This window comes from Candidatus Sysuiplasma jiujiangense, from assembly GCA_019721075.1.
Lineage (GTDB): Archaea > Thermoplasmatota > Thermoplasmata > Sysuiplasmatales > Sysuiplasmataceae > Sysuiplasma > Sysuiplasma jiujiangense.
Window position 1 is genome coordinate 37102 of sequence record JAHEAD010000001.1, and the last position, 21589, is coordinate 58690.

Consider the following 21589-nt stretch of genomic DNA (forward strand, 5'->3'; position numbering starts at 1 on the left):
AATTCCTGTAAACTCGAACCGGTTTGATATAATTGCCTGATGAAAATATATTTGTTGAAGTTGAAAATCTCAAAAAGGTTTTTCCAAGATCACTCGGACTGCGCAGAAGAGGAAGGGGTGGCAGCGCGCTCAACGACATATCGTTCAATGCGAGACGTGGTGAAGTGGTGGCACTCCTCGGAGAGAATGGCGCAGGAAAGACGACGCTGCTCAAGATCATAGCTACGCTCATTACACCGACATCCGGACATGTCAGTGTAATGGGTTTCGACGCAGTGAGGGAAGACAACAAGGTAAGGTCCTGCATAACTTTTACGACAAACAGCGAGAGATCGTTCTATTACAGGCTGGACGGCTGGGCGAATCTCAGATTTTTCTGCGGACTCTACGGAATGAAGATGGAAGAGGTAAAAAGCAATATCGAGCCCTATCTGGATGCGCTGTCGATGAGGAAGGCGATGAACATCAGTTACATGTATATGAGTACCGGCATGCGGAGGAAACTGGCTTTCCTGAGGACGGTCGCTCTTGACAGGCAGGTGATGCTGCTTGACGAACCGACAAGCAATATGGATCCAGCATCATCCGAAGAAGTTTCATCAATAATCAGGGGCATCAGGAAGGAGAACAGAAAGACTATCCTCCTGAGCACGAACAACCTTGAGGATGCTGAAAAACTGGCAGACAGGGTACTGATCCTTTCCGGCGGAAACCTTGTATTTTCCGGAAGAGTCCCTTCGAAGTCAGCACTCAAGGGCGTTGTGGAAATTGTCCTGCAGGATGCAGTATATGCTGACATGTCAAAAATACTTCCGGGAGCAGTCATATCCGCGGATGCAGACGGCATACACTATGTGAAGCAGTGCGACGACGCCGTTTCAGAGCTTAACGGCGCCGTGGATAAACTGAGATCTGCCGGCGTTCCATTGACGTCGGCAAGGATTGTCCAGCAGTCGCTGCAGGAACTTTTCGTCACTAAAACAAGGGGGAAGTGAATGGGCAGCTTCGAGACAATACTCAGGAAAGCCTATCTGTTCACATTCATTCGGGGACTGAGAATCTGGACTACCTACAAGTCACAGGCAGTATTCACGGTACTTCAATGGATACTGCCCGTTTTCCTGTACTTCTTTGTTGCCTCCTATCTGACAAGCCAGATATCGTCTTCCATCTCTGCGTTCGGCGGCTCGTATATTGCATTCTTTGTAATAGGGCTTGCATTCCAGGGATATGTCAGCGCAATGGTGGCATCTCTTTCCCAGAGGATAAGGACTGAGGAAGAAATGGGGACGCTGGAACATCTGATGCTATCACCCACAAGACCGGGCGCCATATTGCTTTACACGCTTCTGTGGCCGATCCTGCTCAATTCGATGGAGGCGGCAATGGTCCTGTCAATAGGAGTCTATCTCCTCGGAGTACACCTGCATGTGAACGCGTTTGCGACTGCACTGGCCATACTGCTGATACTTGCAAGCAACGGCGGAATAGGGATGATGGCTGCAGCCTATACGCTCTTCGCAAAACAGGGAAATCCAATATCGCTGTTTTTCAGCACATTCAGCATATTCATCTCCGGCGTTGTCTTCCCGGTAACAATACTTCCTCCATCCATCAGGGTTATTGCCTACGCTCTTCCTCTGACCTACGGACTTGAAGCGCTGCGCTATACAATGCTTGACGGTGCCACAATTCAGTCGATTATGCCGCTGATAGAGTATCTTGGAGCAGCATGCGTTGTTACCATACCGCTTGGTCTGTACCTGTTCAGGAGGGCCTTCAACTTTGTTCGAAATGAGGGAACGCTTTCTGGTTACTGACAGAGCAGCGCATCAGATGCCAGGGGCGATCAATCGTTGAAATTGAATGCGGATGGACACAGTTTGTTGAGAGCGCAGGATGCGCAGAGCGGTTTCCTTGCCCTGCAGATCGTTCTTCCATGTGCAATCAGCAGCGTGGTGAAATCCCCCCAGTGCTTTGTGTCTACAATCTCCATAAGTTGCCTTTCAGCAGCGGTTGCGTTTTTAACCGTTACAAGGCCAAGTCTGACGGAAAGGCGGAGCACGTGTGTATCAACCGCTATGCCTTCGTTGATGCCGAAGGCGACAGAAAGGACAACGTTTGCTGTTTTTCTCGCTACACCGGGTAATTCAAGCAGGCCCTCCATTGTCCGTGGAACGCCGCCGTTGTAATTTCTGACAATCAAACGGCACGCTTCCCTGATGTATCTGGATTTCTGCCTGTAATACCCGCAGGGTTTCACGATCTTCCTTATATCGGAAAGTTCTGCGCCTGCCAGGCCGGCGGGTACCGAATACGAGGAGAAGAGGTTCGCTGTCACCCTGTTGACAGCATTATCAGTGCACTGTGCAGAGAGTATAGTCGCAACAAGAAGCTCTTCCGGTGTGGAAAAATTCAAAGCGCAACGTGCATCAGGATATTTTCGCTTCAGCACCGATAAGATACTGCGTACACGCGATCTCAGCACATTTTCCGGATTTCTCAGTTCGGAAACACTTCTGGCCGCCTTTGCGGTGGGGAAGGCAGGCTTTTGAAATTCAGACCTTGAATTTCTCTTCATAAAGTATCATCCAGGTGCCTATGCCTTTCGCGCACAGTTTGCCATTGCAGTCAAAAAGTTCCATATCACTGACAACTATATTGCGCCCGCCCCGGACGACTTTTGCAACGCATGTCATCTCGCCCATCCTGACCGGCTCGAGAAAATTTATCTTGAGTTCAATTGTTACCTGATTCTTTCCCCTGTTTACGGTAGCTGTTGCTGTTCCGCCTGCAGCATCAATCAGTGCGCTGATTGCACCCCCGTTCACTATTCCGCCATGCCTGAGGACAATACCGCTCTCTGGCATTTTCAATTTGGCATAACCGAAGTCAATCTCCACAACCTCGACACCAAGGTGACCAAGAAACGGATCACCCTTTATGATGGAGGAAAGTTGTGCAAGTATTTTGAAATCACCTTTGAAATCGCCTGAATCATCAGACATACTGTGTGAAAACCTGCCATTGGTTAAATAATTGCTTGATTCGCTCATGCTGCTCTTAGGAGCCGCTTGAGAACAAAGGGCAGGATGCCGCCAGTTTTGAAGTACTCCACTTCCACTTCGGTATCAAGCCTTACAATGAGCTTTGCTTCCGAAGGAGAACCTGAGCGATTCGTATATGACAACATGGCATGGTCTCTTGGACCTATGTTCTGATCCAGGATAATTGAAAGAGTCCCGGAAAAGTCAATGGAAAGAGTCTCCGGGTCCTTGCCTTCCTCAAACTGAAGAGGCAGCACTCCCATGCCGATCAGGTTGCTCCTGTGTATTCGTTCAAAGCTCTTCGCAATTACCGCCTTTACGCCCAGGAGCATGGGTCCCTTCGCTGCCCAGTCCCTGGAGCTGCCTGAACCATATTCGCTGCCGGCTATGACAACAAGCGGCACACTTTCCTTGCCGTATTCCACTGCTGCATCGAAAATTGTCATCTTCCTCCTGTCAGGGAAGTGGAGTGTGAATCCGCCCTCGGTCCCCGGCAGCAGCAGGTTTTTGATCCTCTTGTTCGCAAATGTCCCTCTGGTCATTATTCTGTCATTTCCGCGTCTTGAGCCGTAAGTATTGAATTCGGAAGGCTGGACTCCTTTTTCAATGAGATATTTTCCCGCAGGCGTATCAGGTGAGAATGCACCTGCAGGAGAGATGTGATCCGTCGTCACCGAATCTCCGAACACGCAGAGCACCCTTGCATCCTTGATCGATTTTACCGCACCGGACTCCGAGGGGTCAAAACCGCTGAAAAACGGTGGAAGCTGGATGTAGGTGCTGTTTTCATCCCATCTGTATAGCAGGCCCGACGGCGATTCAAGTCTGTTCCATTCCTCATTGGCGTTCTGGAAATTGGAATACCGCTCCCTGTACATTTCGGGAGTAATTGCATTGTTCATGACGTTCTGTATCTCGGCAGAAGAAGGCCAGATGTCCCTCAGGTAGACTTCCCTGCCGTCCTTTGTCATGGAGAGCGGTTGCGTTGTCATGTCGATGAGCACGGTGCCTGCAAGTGCGAAGGCAACAACGAGCGGAGGTGACATTAGATAATTCGCCCTGACATCATTGTGTATTCTCGCCTCAAAATTCCTGTTGCCGGAAAGAACGCTGCATGCTGAAAGGTTATTGGCTGCAATGGCCTTTGAAATGGGCTCCGGCAGCGGGCCGCTGTTTCCGATGCAAGTGGTGCATCCGTAACCGACAAGGTAGAATCCAAGCTGCTCTAGCGGTTTCGAAAGCCCCGCCTTTCTGAGATAGTCTGTCACAACCCGTGAGCCTGGTGCCAGGCTCGTTTTTACCTTCCTCTGGACTGACAGTCCTTTCTCAACCGCCTTTTTTGCCAGGAGGCCGGCTGCTATCATGACGGCAGGATTGCTTGTATTCGTGCAGCTCGTGATCGCCGCAATGACTACGTCCCCGTCCGAAAGTTCTGTCTTGTTACCCGGAGGATATTCGACAGCCACGGTTTTCCGTTCCGGATTCCTATGAACCTCTGTCTGGAGACCGGTTGTTGCATTTCCGCCCTCATAAAGCTGATTGGCCGCGCCACCATGATTGGCCGCCGGGGGAGAGCTGTCAAAAAAATGTGAAACAAAATTATTCCTGATGCCTGAAAGCGAAACCCTTGACTGCGGAAGTTTTGGCCCTGCGACGCTGGGCTCAATTCCTGACAGATCAAGGTCGACCGTTTTGCTGAACTTCACCAGGGAATAGTCGATGCCAGAAAATTCCTGAGCTTTGTAATATCGTCTTATGACTTCAAGATGCTTAGAACTTCTTGCCGTCGCCTTAAGGTAAGACAGTGTTTCTTCGTCAATAGGAAACAGGGCAATTGTCGCACCGTACTCAGGACACATGTTTGACATTGTTGCCCTGTCAGGAATGCTAAGGCTCTTTATCCCGTCCCCGAAAAATTCGACGAATTTGCCAACGACATTTTCCTTTCTGAGCATTTGCGTCAGAGTGAGCGTCAGATCAGTCGCCGTGACACCTTCCGGGAGCCTGTTTCTGATGTTCACTCCGACGACCTCCGGTTGCGCAAAAGTCACAGGCTGATCCAGCATGGCTGCCTCAGCTTCGATTCCGCCGACCCCAAAACCGAGAACACCGATTCCATTGACCATGGTAGTATGGGAGTCCGTGCCAACGAGTGTGTCTGGATAAGCGAGTTTTCTGCCTTCAATCTCATTCACAGTGACGCAGGTGGCAAGATACTCCAAGTTTACCTGATGGACGATTCCAAGTGATGGCGGCATTACCCTGAAATTCCTGAATGCGCCGGACGCCCATTTCAGAAACGAGTAGCGTTCCGCGTTTCTTTCAAACTCTTTCTCCCTGTTTATCATAAACGAGTCGGATGAGCCAAACGAGTCCACCTGAACAGAATGGTCTATTACAAGATCAACAGGAACCTGAGGCTGAACGATGTCAGGATTCGAGCCGCACTTCTTTACGGCCTCCCTCATTGCAGCAAGGTCCACAACAGCAGGCACACCTGTAAAATCCTGCATCAGCACCCTTGCAACTTTGAAAGGAACCTCCACATCGGCGGGGTGTGAAGCATTCCAGTTTGCGAGTGAAACTACATCATTCTCCCTAACCGAAACACCGTCAATATTCCTGAGAAGTGACTCCAGAACAATCCTGATTGAAAGAGGAAGTGTGTGTATTTTGCCTATGCCTTCTCTTTCGAGCGCGGGAAGGGAATAATAATGAATCTGCTCATCGTCATCCAGTTTGAATGCGTCAAGCGTATTCCAGCTGCTGTGAAGGCGGGAAACGCCGCTTTTTGCTGCCATGCGTCCAAATAAGGAACAATCCCAATTAATGCTTTTCGAAACACTGCCATAAACAATTCATGCGTCGTGCTTTCGCCTTTCAACCGGTGACAGGAACGGCCAGTAAAAGCCACCAGGGAGATTTGAACTCCCGACCTGCTGATTTCCAGTAATCAATACAAGTCAGCCGCTCTACCGCCTGAGCTATGGTGGCATTGACGGCCCAATTCACCTGAGTCATATAAAAACGATGCTCCGGATGAATCGCAACCGAAGTTTCAGGACATATCACGCATGTTCTCTGGCCATCCATTTCCTCTCACCCGGACACTGGAAAAAATAACGATCGGCGTTCTCGGTCATCCCCGTAAGGTCTTCATCTGTCAGAGCGACCGGATTCAGAATTGTTGGCGAATTCATTAAATACCATACAAAAGGGAATCTATTGAACGGCGGACCGGAACATGTTCGGTCACTCAACCGCCCGTTTGCGTGAAAGGGAGTGAACCATCATTGGCAGGCGCTCGTGAAAAAATAATCAGTTACTTTAAATTCTGGTATCCGCCCGTAATTGCCGCTGCTGTGCCGATAGGCATTACCATAATTATGGCTGTACTGGGACTTTCCCTCGGTTCCAGTTCGATGGACATGGGTATTGACCTTGGTTCTGTCGTGTATCTGATCATAATGACGTCCGCAATATGCACGGCTTATCTGCTCAGGTACAAAGAGCTTGAACTCAGGTATGACTTAATCTCGGCAGCGGCATTTTTTCAGTTTCTTCTCATCTGTATTGTCATATCTGTTTATTTCCCCATGACAACATTGGACATCGCTTTGCCGATGACCGGCCTGGCAACCATCATTGTTCTGGCAGCCGGCATCCCGTGGAGTACCACGAGGGAAAAGTGGCCGCCGAGTCTAATGTCTTTATGGATGTTGGTGCCCACTGTAATGACGTTTGCTTTTCTTTATTCTCTTAAGAACGTGTCCGTGGACGTTTTCGAGTTTCTGTCCAACAATCTGAATGATACACTTGTCAATGTGCTAGTTATCACAATAGCGCTCATTCTCATCCTCAATCTCCGGCATCGCGCGTTCAAACCGTTTCGTTACAGTTTCCATGGCATCATCGCATTTTCGTTTCTGCTCATTGCTTCTACCGTGATTCACTTCCTGTCGACCAGAAAACTCGATCTCGCATGGTGGATTTCCAGCCTACTTGTCTGGCAATCGCTGCTGTTCGTGTTGTGGGGTAATTTCAGGGATTACACGTGGTTTACAGAAGACGAAAAACACACTTATCAGCTGATGAATCAGGCGCAGAACAGTTTGAGGAGAGAGACGCCTGCGAGACTCTCGACAGGCATTGTCAATACCATTTCCTCTGAACTCAAGGGCGCAGGAAGTTTCAGCTACACATCAACGGATGGAAATGACTGGGAGCTTGAAGATGAGGTTGTGCCGTCCGGCACAGAGGCCGGATCCATGCCTCCGAGACTCAATTTCAGAACAAGGGAACTGATGCTGGATGAGCCAGACGTTTTCATCAGTTCTTCTGACATCACGGAGACAGGCAGAAGATTGAAGGAAGTATCGGTAGTTCCGTGTGGCGGGGCCGTCTTCAGAGCGCCAAACGGCAGATTCCATTTTTTAGGTATCAGAGAAGCAGGACGGCAGTGGTGGGAAAGATATGAAATCATAATGCTCAAATCGATTGTCCTTGCACTGGGACTCGCAGCCTATCAGCGTGAAACGTCGGCAAAGCGCGCAAAAATGATAATGCAGCTCCTGTCAATCACACACGCGGTGGAGAGGATATTCTCGGCATCCGATCCGGAGGAACTCCGCTCGAACGTAATCAGGCTTATTTCGGATGATCTGGGATTCGATAATGTCTCGCTTTGGAGCGCCGAAGAAAATGACATCCTTGTGCCACGCAATTTCGTTTGGAGAGGACGGAAAGAGAGAGAACTGAATTCAAACGATATTCTGCGATTCGGCGTTGGTATTATAGGGACCGTTGCCGGCACCGGCAAACCGCTGCTCGCGAATGATGTAACTGCTGAACCGGTGTATGTGAATCCGATCGGTTCCGACACCCGGAGCGAATATGCAGTGCCTGTAATGCAGGATGACAGGGTTATTGCCGTCCTCGATGTCCAATCAAATCAGAAAAATTCGTTTGACTCAATGGATACCGAAGTGATAGACACAATTGCAATGTTGATTGCAGCGGGATTTGACTTTTACCGCCTTAGATCTGACCTGAACGAGGGCAAAAAGCTTGCCGAGGTGCGTGCCGGACTTGTTTCGCATGACCTGCGGAATATGTTTCAAGCCATGCGCGTTTTTCTTCAATTGCTTCGCTCGGATCTGTCAGCCAACAGGAGTGTTCCGGCCAAAGATCTGGATTACATCGCGAATATCGACAGTTCGATAGACGCTTCCCTTGAATTTCTTGGAAATGTGCTGAAGATCTTCAAGACAGAGAGCGGAACGCTGGAACTGACATCCTTCGACCTTCGGGAGGTTCTGGAGAAATCTGCTTCAATAGTAAAGCTCAACTTTCCCTCCAGAGACATACGATTCATGTTCAGCATTGATACCAGCCCGACGATTCTGGTCGGAAACAGTCTGATCGGTGAAGTGTTTTCAAACCTGTTCTCCAACTCCGCAAAATATTGCGACAAGGCACAGGTAATTGTGGAAGTCACAGCGCAAAAATGCAGTCGCAAAGGAAGAGAAACAGTAAGCGTCAGGGTCACAGACAATGGCAGAGGCATACCACGCAATCGTTTTGCATCAGTATTTAACAGATTTCATACTGCCACAGGGGGAGCGGGTCTTGGTCTCTCGCTGGTAAAGAAAATCATGGACAGCATCAGTGCGGAAATAGAACTGGTGGAGAATGTCCCTGGCGATATCAACGGCGGAACTTCGTTCATACTGTATTTCATGCCATTCACGTGAAACAGGCAGGGATGTTGCACAGTGACAGAGGAGCAGTCCGCATACAGCGCCTGCCAGACAGTACTGAAAGAGGAGCTGGGAGTTGAAAATTGCCCATTAGTTTATCGTTTTTCCGGGCTGGTGTTCATAAAATCGTCAGGACCGCCGGAACTGATGTCAAAGGTTGTTTCACCGGTCTGCAGGAAGCGGGCTTGATTCTCATCCAGCTCTGTTACAGAGACGCCGTCGCCTATTATGGCGCTGTTGCCGTAGGGGTCCTCCACAACAAGATGGAACGGCTCATTACCGTCCTTCATCCGCGCCATCCTCTCAAGAAGTGATTCGCATTTCTCGAATATATCAAGTTCAGCGTCCCTTTTCACAATCGTGACGACCTCCAAAACGCGGTCAAGCACTCCCTCAACATTTGATACAAAACTTTCCGAGGCCGTTCCAGGTTCAACACACACACCGATTTCAGGAATACGGATCGTGCCTGAATTTGAACGCACGACCCTGGAGTTCAGCGCCCCGATGGAATCCACGAGCAGTTCGAATCTTCTGGGTCCCCTGTTTTCTAGTATAATTATATCTGAGTGCTTGAAACCACAGGAAGTGCATACGAACGTGGTCTGCATCGCCTTTCCGATAAACGGCAGTGAAAGTGAAATTAGAGTGTTAACCACTTTCTTTTCCGTGCACGCAATGCACGGCAGATCGACAAAGACTTTTACAGGTTCACCGTCGACGATGTCCTGGCTTTCACCGTTGGAGGCCGGCGACGCTGTTTCTTTATCCTTATCCATACACAGTCCGTATGAATTCAAATCTGAAACAACTACTTAAACCTGAGAGTGGCTGGCACGAAAAATTATGCCCTCAGCACTCGATGAGCTGCCTGTCTGCATCTGTGAGTATCCTCGGAGAGGATGAAGTCACAACCACGTCGTCTTCTATACGCACACCGCCGAAACCCTGCAGATATGCACCGGGCTCAACCGTCACGACCATTCCACTTTCGAGTTTTCCCTTTGACGAAGGGGAAAGCGACGGCAGCCCGTCATGCACCTGAAGGCCTAGGCCATGCCCCAGACTGTGAATGAAAGTTCCCTTGAATTCACTGCTGTCGATGACATTTCGGGCCGCCGCATCGACGTCCTTCCCCGTTGCGCCAGGGCTTATCTCCGACATGGCGGCAGACTGGGCCCTGAGGACCGTTTCATAGAGATTCTTCTGCCTGCTGCTTGCCTTTCCGAAGACAAAAGTTCTGGTGATATCCGAGCAATACCTTTTGTATGTTCCGCCAAAGTCTGCAAGAACAAGATTGCCTCTTTTCAGCTTCAAATCACCAGGAGAGTAGTGTGGTATGGCGCTTGTCCTGCCGAACGAAACGATGGGAGCGAAGGAAGGGGATTCGCTTCCCTGCTCATAAAGAGCCTTCGATATCAGGGAGGAAAGCTTCCTTTCGGTCATGCCTTCCTTCAGAAAACCGGGTATCATGTCGGCAACCCTGGATGCAATCCTGCATGATCTGGCTATGTCCGATATTTCCCCTTCATCCTTTACTGCCCTACAGTCTGCCAACTGGCCGGAACAGTCCACTATTTTGCCCTTGAAAGCCTTCCTTATGCTCCTGAATGATTCATGCGTTACTGCCGGAAAATTCATTCCTATTGTGCTGAATCCGTGTAGACTCTTCCTCAGAAGATTACCCATGTCGTTCTTCGTCCTGATGACATCGAATTGAACGTCAAGGCCGTCAAGTGCAGGAGCCTCAAGCGGAGAAGTGATGACATGAATACCGCGCTTTGTTATTATCGCAACAGATCCTTCAAAAATCCCCGAGTTCGGCCTCACAAAATACCTGAAATTATGATCTACATGGTTGTCGCTTCCGTTGGCAATGACAACTGCATCTGTCGAGCCGTTCAGTATTTTAAAAAGTCTTTCGTATCTCTGCTGCATATACTGTTGAATATGCTAATGGTAATAAATTGTTGCAAAGAAACCATAGGATAGCTTAATCTTTAAAGTGCGGATAACCGGCAATGTGAAATACAAGCTTCTGGACCACACGGCTGATATAAGAATTCAGGCATTCGGTACAGACCTTAACGAAATATTCGAAAACTCGGCATATGCACTGTTTGACCAGATTGTTGATCTGAGTACCGTGGTGCCAAAGGGTGAGGAAAAGATCGAGATCGAGGCACGTTCGGCCGACAGCCTGCTTGTTGATTACCTGAATGAGCTCATCTTCATTGAGAGTGCGATGGGAATCCTCTTCTCATCGTTTTCGGTAAACGTCAGTGGGACACGCCTCAGATCCTCGGTCAGGGGAGAAAAGATTGACAGGAAACGACACCTGCTTAAGGATGACGTCAAAGCTGTCACATACCACATGCTTGAATTAAATATTGAAAAAGGTTATGCAAAATTCATAATTGATGTTTGAGGTGCACAATTGTCGTCAAAAGCAACAGCCGTAGCACACCCGATGCAGGGTCTGATAAAATACCACGGTCTGAGGGATGAAAGGCTGCGCCTTCCCTATCATGATTCGATTTCAGTTGCAACGGCTCCGCTTACGACAACAACGACTGTCGAATTCGGTGATTTTGCTGCAAACGATGTCAGCATCGACGGCAGGAAGGTTTCCGGCAGGCCTCTTGAAAGGGTCGAAAACGTCATGGAAAGGGTCATGTCGATTGCGTCCGTCAGTGGAAAATACAGAATAGTCTCCAGGAGCGATTTTACCTCGGGTATCGGGCTCGGAGCCTCGGCATCGGGTTTTGCAGCGCTTGCGACTGCTGCATGTGAAGCTGCAGGCCTTAAAATCGGCGTTCAGGAGCTTTCTGCAATAGCAAGACTGGGAGCCGGTTCAGCAACACGATCCGTGGTGGGCGGCTTTGCCAGATGGCAGGCCGGAGCGGGAGACCATGACAGCGTCGCCTATTCCATTGCCGGACCCGAAGAACTGCAGATGGGCATCATTGTCGGCATCGTCAAAACGGTAAAGCAAACGGAGGATGCTCACAGAGAGGTTCTCACATCACCGCTTTTCCAGGGAAGACTGTCCTATCTCCATACGGCACTTGCTGACATGACCCTGGCCATAAAGTCCGGGGATGTGCCGAAGATCGGCGAACTGGCAGAGAAGGACACCCTGATGCTGCATGCCATAACGATGACAGGGAACAGCGGCATGATTCTGTGGAAGCCCGATACACTCCTGATTATTGAGGCAGTTCGGCAGATGAGGAAAGAAGGTTTGCATTCCTATTTCTCCATAGATACGGGTGCAACAGTTTACATAAACTGCCCGGATGATGAAATAAGGGAAGTTGAAAACAGAATAGGCTCACTCGGAATCGAAACGCTGAGATGCAGTGTTGGCGGCGCGAGCCGCATTGTGAAGAAACATTTATTCTGAATTTTCATTCTTCTCTGCAGATCGTTGAGCGAGTATCGCCTCTTCCATAGTCCGCTTCCCGGTAGCCACAGACTGTGCCAGCCTTCTGGAAATCGTTGTATCACCACCGCTTTTCAATCTGCTCCTCCTCTGTATATCCTTTAGCTCTCCGTCAGATGGTCTGACGACAGGCTTCTCCTTCATCCTCACACCCGGCGTGACGCAGATGATGGCTGCCGCCTCGCTGTCTGATCTTGCGATCCTGCTGGTTTTCCTCTCATCCACTATTTCGACGTAACTGCTTGAAGACCAGACAGAACGTACGATTCTATCCCTGTTTGTTGGATCGCCGTGTCCGACTCTTACGATTACGTTCTCCTTTCCGATTATTGAAGATAACACCTGCGTGAATTTTGAAACAGCCTCGGGAGAGGATGCACTCGTCACCATAATCCGCCTTCCGGCCGAGTATATAGCTATTCCAGGTCTTTCACCAGGATCTACACCGACATATGCAACCGATTTCCAGTCTACAAGACCGTTCTGAATGAGCCATGCCTTTCTTGCCGTCTCCTCCGCATTCCCGTAAATCGTGAACCTGCTTCCCTGAAGTATGACCCTCGGCTGTCCCTTTTTCACCACTATTGTATTCCCCTGGGGAACCTCCCTCTCGCTCAGCGGCTGGGAATAACGTACATTCAGCGAGCGAAAAATTTTTGAAACGTCATAGGAGAATTTGAAATCGTCTGAAACAATGTATATCATCTGGCGGCCACCCCGCCGATCCGGAGAAAGAACAGAAAAGTACAGCGGAATGAGCGAATTCTCAAATTCAGGATTTCAGGGCAGGGATGAACCACGCTCCTCTTTTTGATGAATGAATATCACACTATTTCACTATTTATATGCATATGACCTGAGCGCCCCTCCGCCCAGGATTGTTCCTCCAATTGATCTTGCCCTGATCATGCCCCTCAGAGGGACACCGGCGATTTCGTTGAGGCTGCTCTTATTCACCATAACAGCCGCGGCTACGGGTTTGCCGCCTGCGTCTTTTATATCTCTTATTGAACATTCCATCGCATGGCCCGTTGACAGAACATCGTCAACTATGACTAGATTCTTACCCTTTATTCCCGCATAGTTCGAACTGAACGCACCAACCGCAGAATTGCCCCTCTCCGAGGGCGGTCTGTATACAATCAGCTCCTTTCCCAGTATTTCAGCGACGGAGTATGCAAAGAGCACGCCGTTTATCGCAATTCCGACTATTCCATCGGCACTTGTATCGTGATTCCTCAATTCTTCGGTCGTTATATCTGCCAGAACCTCGGAAACAAGCCTTATCCGCCTGGGATTTATGCCGATGGATCGCCATCCTATCTTTACATCCGAAGGAGGCAGGGTACCTTCCATCCCCTCTTCAAGAAGGTAACTGACGGTATCGGGGCTGAGATGCAGTTCGTCTCCGATTTCCACCGGCTTGAGCCCCTTCCTGTGCAGCTCAATTGCTCTTGAGGCAAGTTCCTTTACGTCCACCATGGATAACGCCGACTGAATATTCCTGGTTACTATATTTAACTGTAGCGCGATCATTCAACCTCAGGCTGCCGCTGATTGGAAGCATAAACTGATTTGAGTGCGCTTCCGGATACTCCAGCCTTTCAGCCTGCCCCGAACCGTCGTGACAGTCATACCTGTTGTCCTTCGCGCCCGATCACAGACCGTTTCCGCCACCCGGCAAGATCCCGTTTACAAACTTCGACAAACACAGGGCATATCAGAGAACAGAACGGAAATCCGGATTACCATGTTGATTCATCATGGTTTTAAATAATACGCCCCATTCATCACCAGATGATGGCCGGGGTGGGGTAGCGGCATCCTGTGGGACTGTGGATCCCTAGACCCGGGTTCAACTCCCGGTCCCGGCCCATTCGGAAGCGGTGTGTTGCCGTGCTTCTCATTTTCTGGGTTTCGGTCTTCTGAAAAATATCAGAACGGAGAACGCTGCTGCCACGATTATGCCGGATATCAGCACATCATCGATTTCAGTGAACGTATTTCCGGGCAGGTATATTGTAATGCTTGTCGTCCTTGCACCGTTTGAGAAAAGGAGCGTGTTGTTTGCATCAATGACCACAGTCAATGTATGCGAGCCAGGTGCATAAGAATAAGAGATCCAGTCGAATGTGACGTTCACGGTCTGGTGGGCACCGACTGAAACTGTCTGGGTCTGGATAAAGTGTCCGTCCACATACAGGGATACCGGCGCGTTGCGTATGCCTGAAGCGCCTTCGTTGTAAATTGGTATTGTTATTACAACAGGATGGACGACATTGATGAGAAATGACTCCGTCTTGTTGACTGTGATCCCTGACGAAGTAAATGAAGCGTTAATAACGACAGTCATTATGCCGGAAGGCGACATTGAAGTGATGTTGACCTGAAATGATCCTGAAGGGCTCTTGCCCGTCGAGGGCTGTATGCTTGAGCCGGTGGTGTTCCTTGCCTGGATGCTCGCGGAATAGCTGTAATTGGAGCCTGCCGAAACTGCCGGCCCTCCGGTTATATTGAGGTAGTAAGAATTCGTGGAGCCGTTGGCAACGATGTCCGGCCCTGAGAAATATACATCAAGCGGTGCATAGGATGCAGAGGCCACGGCCGATGGACTCCGGCCCATCGGGGCGATGAATGCCGACAGCACAATAAGGACAATTAACGAGATGGAAAATATACGGCCGCTCACCTGATCAGCCTCTTTTTCTTTGCAAGATAAACGTCAAAGATGACGAACGCTGCAAACAGGAAGATTATTACACCTCTCCTTTCAGTGAACAGAGGCAGAGGTGTCGGGGAGGCGCCATGCCCGCTGACCTTAATCCCGCTTAGCGTCACCACAGGGCTTGGCAGGCTTATCGGGACCGCCATGGAAGCTGACTTATTCGTGTTCGAATTTGTTACGGTGAATGATATAGGGACCATATCGGGGGTCGTTGAGCTGCTGGCGGTAAGCGAGATGGTAATGGACTGGTTCTGCCCGGCCGGAACGGAGAATGTGACGGAGCCGGAATTAAACGGCCCGGATTCGGCGGTTGATATGCCTCCTGTCCAGCCTTCCTGACTGAGTTCGGCAAAGTTGCTGATGCTCGCCGTGAAGTTGGCGGCTGCATTTCCAGTGTTGAAGACCAGAAGGTTGACTGCAAAAACCCTTCCCTGCTGTTCATACTGGTAAAAATCGAATTTGCTGTAGAATGTGTAGACAGAGGGTACCGATATCTGCACTGAAGCCGTCGATATCGTATCCGTTGCGGTGGAATATGCCTGCAGGTATACGGTTGAGTTTCCCCCTCCGACCCCGCTCGTGGGATAAAGAGAAGCGGTAACTATCGCTGTGGAATTATTGCCTGTGCCAAGCGTTCCCGCGAGCGGGCTGAAAGTTCCTGCCCAGCCGTTGGAGGCAATCCTCATCGCAAATGATGACGGAACATCACCGTCATTTTTCAGCTGCAGAGTTACCTGAGAAAAACCTGTCGTGTCAGGCGTCCTGCTGACCGACAGCAGCTTCAGCTTAAGCGAGTGGTATGGCTGGATGTTGAGTGTTACAGGGTTGTACAGGGAAGATGAAACGGTCATATTGCCCTCATACGCATAGCGGTATACAGTGCCCTGGGAACTGAAACTGTAATTCGATGTAACAGAATAGTTTCCTGCAGGGAGTACCACCGAATAGGAGCCGCTAAAAGACGGCACGCTGATGCTCGTTCCCCCTCTGCTGAAAACGATTACAGGATTAACGCTCCGCGCACCCGCGACTGTCACAGGGCCCGTAATATTGTAAGATTCTGCAAGAGTCAGATTCAGGTTAGCAGACTGGCCCACCGTAACCGAGATTGTTGTATAGTTTGAGCCAAGAGGACTGCCTGATACAGCTGAAACAAGATACTTTCCAGGCTGCAGAGACACAAAATAGCTGCCCTGCGACGTCGTCACAGCTGTTTGATTCCGACCCATACCGTTTATGGCCGTGAATGTCACAGACGCTTTCGCGGCGCTTCCATAATACCATGAAACTGTGCCGCTTACGGAGGCGTTGTCGTCAAATCTGAGCGTGTTTATTGAAGTAAAGACGGAAGAGGCAAGTGAAATGGTTTTGTTACCGTAGTACACCACGTATACCGTAGTGCCGTTGAGCTGCATCGTTGTCGGAAAAGTGACATTTACAGAGTAGGTTGACGGCGGGAGCGAAACACTGAACGTGCCGTTCGACTGTACGGCCGCAGTAACAGATGCTCCTGTGTTGAGCATCGTTACTGTGACCGATTCAGAGGATGAAAGTGTGCTGCCGCCATAGGTTGCCTTTCCACTGAGGTTGTATGCATAAGACAGCTGGAAAGAAAGAGCTACAGGCGATGAGACATTGAATCTGGAAAGATAGGCAAAAATGCTGCCTGAAACTGCAGAATAAGCGTATATGGTATAGACACCTGACGGCACATACACTGCCCTCCCAGAACTGTAACCGTCGATTGCAATAGGCTGAGGCAGCGACGAACTGAACAAATCGAGTCTGGTCAGAGCCTGACTGCTGCTGATTCCGGAGCCTGACGGGTACGCAAAACTGACCGTAAGATTATATAAGGTATTTACTGAAATGTTAAAGGTCGTCAGACCGCTGCCGATGCCCACGTTCAGCGTTGATGCACCGCCCACTGTAAATTCCACCGTGCTGCTGCTGTAATTGGTAATAGTCGCATCGTATACGCCGGGATTCAACGTTGCCGTGTAGCGCCCCTGCGAAACAGGAAAACTCTGATTGATTGAGGAATTGGACACCGAAGCAAAGGTTATTTCGGAACCCGCCGGAAGCGCCTGCGATGCATGTACACTGCCTGTAACTGTAACTGCAACGGGTATCATCGAAATATCGCTGGTAAGCGGAGTTGAGGGAAGAAGCGTGTAATTGACCTGATGCATTCCAAATGCTGAAAGGTTGAGTCCGAATGAGAAACCATCAGGAAGGTAGAATGAATAGTTACCGAGAATCCCCGAGTAGTATGAATACTTGAGGCCGTTGTAGTCGATAACCATGTGCGAGCCGGCAATGTAATGAGCTGAGCCGCCGCTGTTGAAATTGACATCGCCCTGGTAAAGTCTCGAATTTTGAAGGGTAAAATCCATAGCCATTCCGCTACCGGAAATTGTCACCTGGCCGAGCGCCGACCCGATCTTCGCTGAAATCCATACCGAATAGGTACCGGCCGGAAGAAGAGCAGAGTAATTTCCTTTGCTGTCTGAATAGACAGACAGCGATGCATTACCGTTCTGCAGGTAAATTCTGGCAAACGAGGCTGGAACCCCACTGGCCATATAGACAGTCCCGGACAGGGGAATCGCCCGGGAGAAAGTGAAATTGAGCAGTGAATGCACACCGGGCAGCACTTGCAGCGATTCCATGAGAACGTACTTTACAGAATTCAGATAATAAATAGAGTAGACTGTATAGTTGCCTGACCCGATGGTTGAGTTGTAATATCCGCCTGCACCCGTTCTGATGATGTAAGGCCTTATGCCCTGTTCGTTGCTGTAAAAGTATATCGTTGCAAAGGAGGCGGACGAGCCGGCTGCAAAAGCCCTACCGTAAATGCTGGAAGGCGTCTGGGCAATTATGTTTACAGATGTTGTATTGAAGGAACGCACGAATGCACCGTATACGGCGGATGTGCTTCCGCCGGAAAGCGTCAGAGTGTAATTCCCGGGGAGAACCCGCTCAAATGAGAAACTGCCATTCGATGCGGATTCGACCACGGAGGAAATGCCGTTGTGGACGCCTGCCAGCGTCACATAAGCACCCGTCAGCGGAGAGCCGTCAGGGAACATCACCTGACCGGAAACTGTTCCAGGGTAAACTGGAATGTTCTGTGTGGTATTCGTGGAATAAGAAATTGTGGTGACATTCTGTGTTTGAATAACGGAGTTTCCCTTCACCAGGTAGAACTGATATTCGCCGGGAAGGATTGAATTGAACTCGTAGTGGCCATCTGCAGCACTTGTGTTATACGACTGGCCGGTCGTAGTATTTACAATCCTGACTGTTACGTTGCCGAGAAGAGAGCTCTGGCCGGGGACATAAGTTCCTGACCTGCTGCTGTCGAAGAACACGTAGCCGCTTACTGAAGTGGCATTCAGCTGCATTGGACTGGCTTGTATGTTGAATGCAGGGAGGCCTGTTGTGGCATTGATGACATTATAGCGCATGGCTTCTGAGTTGCTGACGTTGTATGTCTGCTCCCCGATGACCTGCCCGATGCCTGCAACAACCGATTGCGGGGAACTCAGCGGACCGGTTGAAAAGACCACAGTATCGTTCCCCGGGGGTGCAATGAGGGAATACTGGCCTCTCTTATTGGTGTAAGCTATATCGTGTGGTATTCCCCACTGGTCCAGCACCGTGGCGCGGACACCTGATGCCGGCTGGCCGTCTCTAAACAGCACGGTGCCGTTTATGAAAGCGCCTGGGTAATATTGCATTATAACTATACCGTTGCCGTAGTCGCTCTGGGGACTCAGGTCAACAGTATAGTTCTGGTTGTTCGGATCCTGCTTGAAAAGCTTGAGTGCGGTGGCAACGTCGATTGCCTGCCAGGCATTTGGATGGTCCTTGACATACTGTATCGGATACGGGTTGTAATACGCCGTCCTGTACGCCATGAAGAAATGCGACATCATCCATCCGGGAAGCGGCTGCAGATTCTGGAGAGACGGAACAGACAGGAAACTGCCTGACAGAGCGGGGATTCCCTGAAGATTCTGATGCGTCAGATCGTACGCACTGTATCCCATGAAAAACCTGTACAGTGTCATGTTATAGAACATCGGCTGATAATTGATTGAATAATTGACAATCTGTGTATTCGGCGGAATGCTCTGCAGCGGGTAGTTTACACCTGTGGTCGAAGTTGCATTCAAAGTGTAGTAGTTGTAAGGTATATTGTAAACGGTCGGTCCTGCCATCGGCCTTCCACCGAGAAGTGCAGGTGCATAGAAAACACCCGTGTCGGTTGCGCTGAAGGGGAAGAGCCTGGTGTCGACAGAGAAATAGCCAATGTAATAATGGGTTATACTTGAAAGCTGCTGGTAAAGGGTAACGGTATTGTTCAGACCGATCTTTGAAATTGTCGCCATCAGAACCGCCCACATTATATTCTGCGGGGCGGCATTGGATGCGAAGGGGCCGTATACAGTGGGATTCGCCAGGACCGTACTTGTGAACTGGCCGGGATTCCTGTAAACTGAGAGAATGAAGCTGCTGTTCAATCCGTAGCTGCTCAGCACAGTGGTGATATTCTGCGGAAGATAGCCGTATTTCACGTAGTAGCCGTACGCCACCCTTGCGGAAAGCAGAGCAATAAGCTGGGTTTCATTCTGGCTGAACAGGACTGCGGACGCAAAATGATATCCCTGCTGGAAGTCGTCTGCAACAGCCGGCAGGCCAGCTTTGGTAATAGATGCGCTTCCATAATCCCACCAGCTCAGATATGCAGGGCGCTGGGACGCTGGAGTGATATTTTCATTATGCTGATAGAGCCATTCCCATGCGGCAGGGAAGTAATCATTGAGTGTGGAAAGGCTGTAGCCGAATGCACCGAAGTAGTAGACTGAACTGCCGTTGTTTGTGTAACCCGATGGTCTCAGGAAGCCTGGGACTATATTGTAAACTTCCGTGTTCAGCTGTTGCTTCATTGTCTCCGGTGTCCCTGCATCGATGCCGGACCAGATGAGTGGAAGTATGACAATACTTACCACCAGGAACAAAACAATGACATGCTTCATTTTGACACTTTTTCTCGTGCCGCTGACCGAAAAGCCGTAGGTCTGGTATCCTTTCTTCACCTCTCCGAAATCGGCCCATCTGATCAGGGAAACAAGTCCCCTGCCGCCCAGAACAACGAATACTGTTGTAGCATCGAGTACGAAACGTACCGTGGAAACAGCCATGAAGACAGCGATTATCGACCACACCACAAACAGCGTCATTGAATCTGAGATTTTTCTCCTTGAAAGGTAGAATATATACGCCAGTTCGGCAAAAGCAATGAAGAAAATTGAACCGCCAAGGGAAAGCGCAAGAAGGCTGAAAGGCGGAGCGAGCGCTTCAGCAATTGTTGTGTAGACGGTCGTTTTTATGAAATAGCTCTGTGCGAGAAGTATGTCCCCTACGAGGGTGTGTATCAGAGGCTTGTCCAGAAGTTCCGCAGCCGCGACAACAACCAGGACGGATATGACAAGACCCGTGAGTAGTGACAGCCATGGCACGTCTCTCGCAACCGTGTAAATAGCACCAAAAACAAGAGTTCCGAAGAAGAATGCGACAGCAACGATGTACCAGGGATAAATGTGGCCACCGAGGAAATAAATCGGAAGGGAAAACACAAGGAGCGACAGACCGACGACCGTCCAGGTTGCGGTGAGCGCGAGTGTATCCCTGTTCTTGAACTTATAGATGAATGACTGCACAAGGTAGAAGAGTGAAACAATTACCAGGAGATATGAATAGCCTTCCCAGGCGTTGGCTATAGATGCGAGCACGATTCCGGCCATCAATGCATATATCAGTGATTTCCTGTTGGTCGAGGCATAGCCTGCAATCCCTGTCCTGATTGACGCGAAATCCGGCCTGAATGATTGTTTCTTAGTCCATCTCTCCACCCATCTGTTGCCGGCTATCGTGTTAAGCGAACGGAAGTAAAAGAAGAAGAAAAAGCCGGCCATCATTAGAATGAACGGATCATGGACGCCGAAACCAACCGTGCTCTCTGAAACAATTGACGGCATGAATGCCATCAGACCCGCAGCAAGGAGACCTGTATGCCTGTCGAACAGCTCCTTTCCAATGTAATAAGCGACTATAATTGAAATGATGCCGGATAATGCAGACATCAGGACGTATGCGACCACGCCAGCAGAGAGCTTTGTCGAATAGATTGATGTTATCAGAGGCAGGTGGAACAGGAAGGAGATTATCCAGGCGGCAAGCACCGTGGTCCAGACATAAAACGGCAGAAACGGATTCTTTGATCCCAACGGATAATTCAGCAGCGGATCAAATTCGAGCTGATGGCCAGTAACAAGGGCGTACCTGAGAACCCGGAAGTAGTAATCGGCATCAGATCCGCCGGACAGTCCTGGATATCCAGAAACGATGGCCTGCGAAAAGTCGAAATAGATGCGGAGATATGCGCCCAGCAGAACGAAAAGAGCGAGCGCTGAAACGATGCGCCAGTCAACGCCCGACATCGCCTGGTAGAACCTGCGGAATCTCCGGGATGATCCACTGGGCGCCTCAGTTCCAGTGACATCTTTCTTTTTAACAGTGTTTTCATTATTTGACATCTGTG

14 protein-coding genes and 2 tRNA genes are annotated in these 21589 nt (G+C 49.8%); 6 read left to right on the forward strand and 10 right to left on the reverse strand.

All coding sequences use genetic code 11. From position 1 onward, the window contains the following. The first annotated feature begins 32 nt into the window (after positions 1-32). A complete protein-coding gene (locus KIS29_00165) occupies positions 33-995 on the forward strand; it encodes an ABC transporter ATP-binding protein (protein MBX8638741.1) in 963 nt (320 codons plus the stop codon). Beyond that, positions 996-1820, forward strand: a complete 825-nt coding sequence (locus KIS29_00170; GenBank protein MBX8638742.1) for an ABC transporter permease — start codon at positions 996-998, stop codon at positions 1818-1820. Between the two features lie 29 nt (positions 1821-1849). On the opposite strand, the gene nth is transcribed toward KIS29_00170, so the two are convergent. From nth to KIS29_00190, 4 genes are all read right to left on the reverse strand, one after another. Next, entirely contained in the window at positions 1850-2581 is a 732-nt protein-coding gene (gene nth / locus KIS29_00175) for an endonuclease III (protein ID MBX8638743.1), read from the reverse strand. After that, a complete protein-coding gene (locus tag KIS29_00180; protein MBX8638744.1) occupies positions 2559-3008 on the reverse strand; it encodes a PaaI family thioesterase in 450 nt (149 codons plus the stop codon). The genes nth and KIS29_00180 overlap by 23 nt, the downstream gene beginning before the upstream one ends. Before the next feature lie 44 nt (positions 3009-3052). Further along, positions 3053-5848 carry an aconitate hydratase AcnA gene (gene acnA, locus KIS29_00185; GenBank protein ID MBX8638745.1) on the reverse strand — a complete coding sequence of 932 codons (2796 nt, stop codon included), beginning with the start codon at positions 5846-5848 and terminating at the stop codon, positions 3053-3055. A gap of 107 nt (positions 5849-5955) precedes the next feature. Continuing rightward, positions 5956-6041 (reverse strand) — tRNA-Thr (locus KIS29_00190). Positions 6042-6340: 299 nt separating this feature from the next. Between KIS29_00190 and KIS29_00195 the strand changes: the two genes are divergently transcribed. Next, a complete protein-coding gene (locus KIS29_00195; protein ID MBX8638746.1) occupies positions 6341-8800 on the forward strand; it encodes a GAF domain-containing sensor histidine kinase in 2460 nt (819 codons plus the stop codon). 101 nt (positions 8801-8901) lie between these two features. On the opposite strand, the gene KIS29_00200 is transcribed toward KIS29_00195, so the two are convergent. Both KIS29_00200 and KIS29_00205 read right to left on the reverse strand, forming a co-directional pair. Continuing rightward, positions 8902-9585, reverse strand: coding sequence for a ZPR1 zinc finger domain-containing protein (locus KIS29_00200; GenBank protein MBX8638747.1), 684 nt, complete (start codon positions 9583-9585; stop codon positions 8902-8904). Positions 9586-9658: 73 nt separating this feature from the next. Then, positions 9659-10744: an aminopeptidase P family protein gene (locus KIS29_00205; protein MBX8638748.1), complete on the reverse strand. Its 1086-nt coding sequence runs from the start codon at positions 10742-10744 to the stop codon at positions 9659-9661. Between the two features lie 85 nt (positions 10745-10829). On the opposite strand from KIS29_00205, the gene KIS29_00210 reads away from it, so the two are divergent. Together KIS29_00210 and mvaD are read left to right on the forward strand one after the other, a co-directional pair. Beyond that, on the forward strand, positions 10830-11234 hold the full coding sequence (locus KIS29_00210) for an archease (GenBank protein MBX8638749.1): 405 nt from the start codon (positions 10830-10832) through the stop codon (positions 11232-11234). Between the two features lie 9 nt (positions 11235-11243). Beyond that, the gene (gene mvaD / locus KIS29_00215) at positions 11244-12212 is read left to right on the forward strand and encodes a diphosphomevalonate decarboxylase (protein ID MBX8638750.1); all 969 of its coding nucleotides are present in this window, start codon (positions 11244-11246) and stop codon (positions 12210-12212) included. Here the strand turns inward: mvaD and KIS29_00220 are convergent. Both KIS29_00220 and KIS29_00225 read right to left on the reverse strand, forming a co-directional pair. Further along, on the reverse strand, positions 12204-12956 hold the full coding sequence (locus KIS29_00220; GenBank protein MBX8638751.1) for a hypothetical protein: 753 nt from the start codon (positions 12954-12956) through the stop codon (positions 12204-12206). The genes mvaD and KIS29_00220 overlap by 9 nt on opposite strands. 132 nt (positions 12957-13088) lie before the next feature. Then, positions 13089-13733 (reverse strand): orotate phosphoribosyltransferase-like protein, encoded by a 645-nt coding sequence (locus tag KIS29_00225; GenBank protein MBX8638752.1) that lies wholly within the window; start codon positions 13731-13733, stop codon positions 13089-13091. 321 nt (positions 13734-14054) lie between these two features. On the opposite strand from KIS29_00225, the gene KIS29_00230 reads away from it, so the two are divergent. After that, positions 14055-14125 (forward strand) — tRNA-His (locus tag KIS29_00230). A 29-nt stretch (positions 14126-14154) separates the two neighbouring features. Here KIS29_00230 and KIS29_00235 read toward each other — a convergent pair. Both KIS29_00235 and KIS29_00240 read right to left on the reverse strand, forming a co-directional pair. Next, the gene (locus tag KIS29_00235) at positions 14155-14940 is read right to left on the reverse strand and encodes a hypothetical protein (protein MBX8638753.1); all 786 of its coding nucleotides are present in this window, start codon (positions 14938-14940) and stop codon (positions 14155-14157) included. Next, positions 14937-21584 (reverse strand): carboxypeptidase regulatory-like domain-containing protein, encoded by a 6648-nt coding sequence (locus KIS29_00240; protein ID MBX8638754.1) that lies wholly within the window; start codon positions 21582-21584, stop codon positions 14937-14939. The genes KIS29_00235 and KIS29_00240 overlap by 4 nt, the downstream gene beginning before the upstream one ends. Positions 21585-21589: the final 5 nt, after the last annotated feature.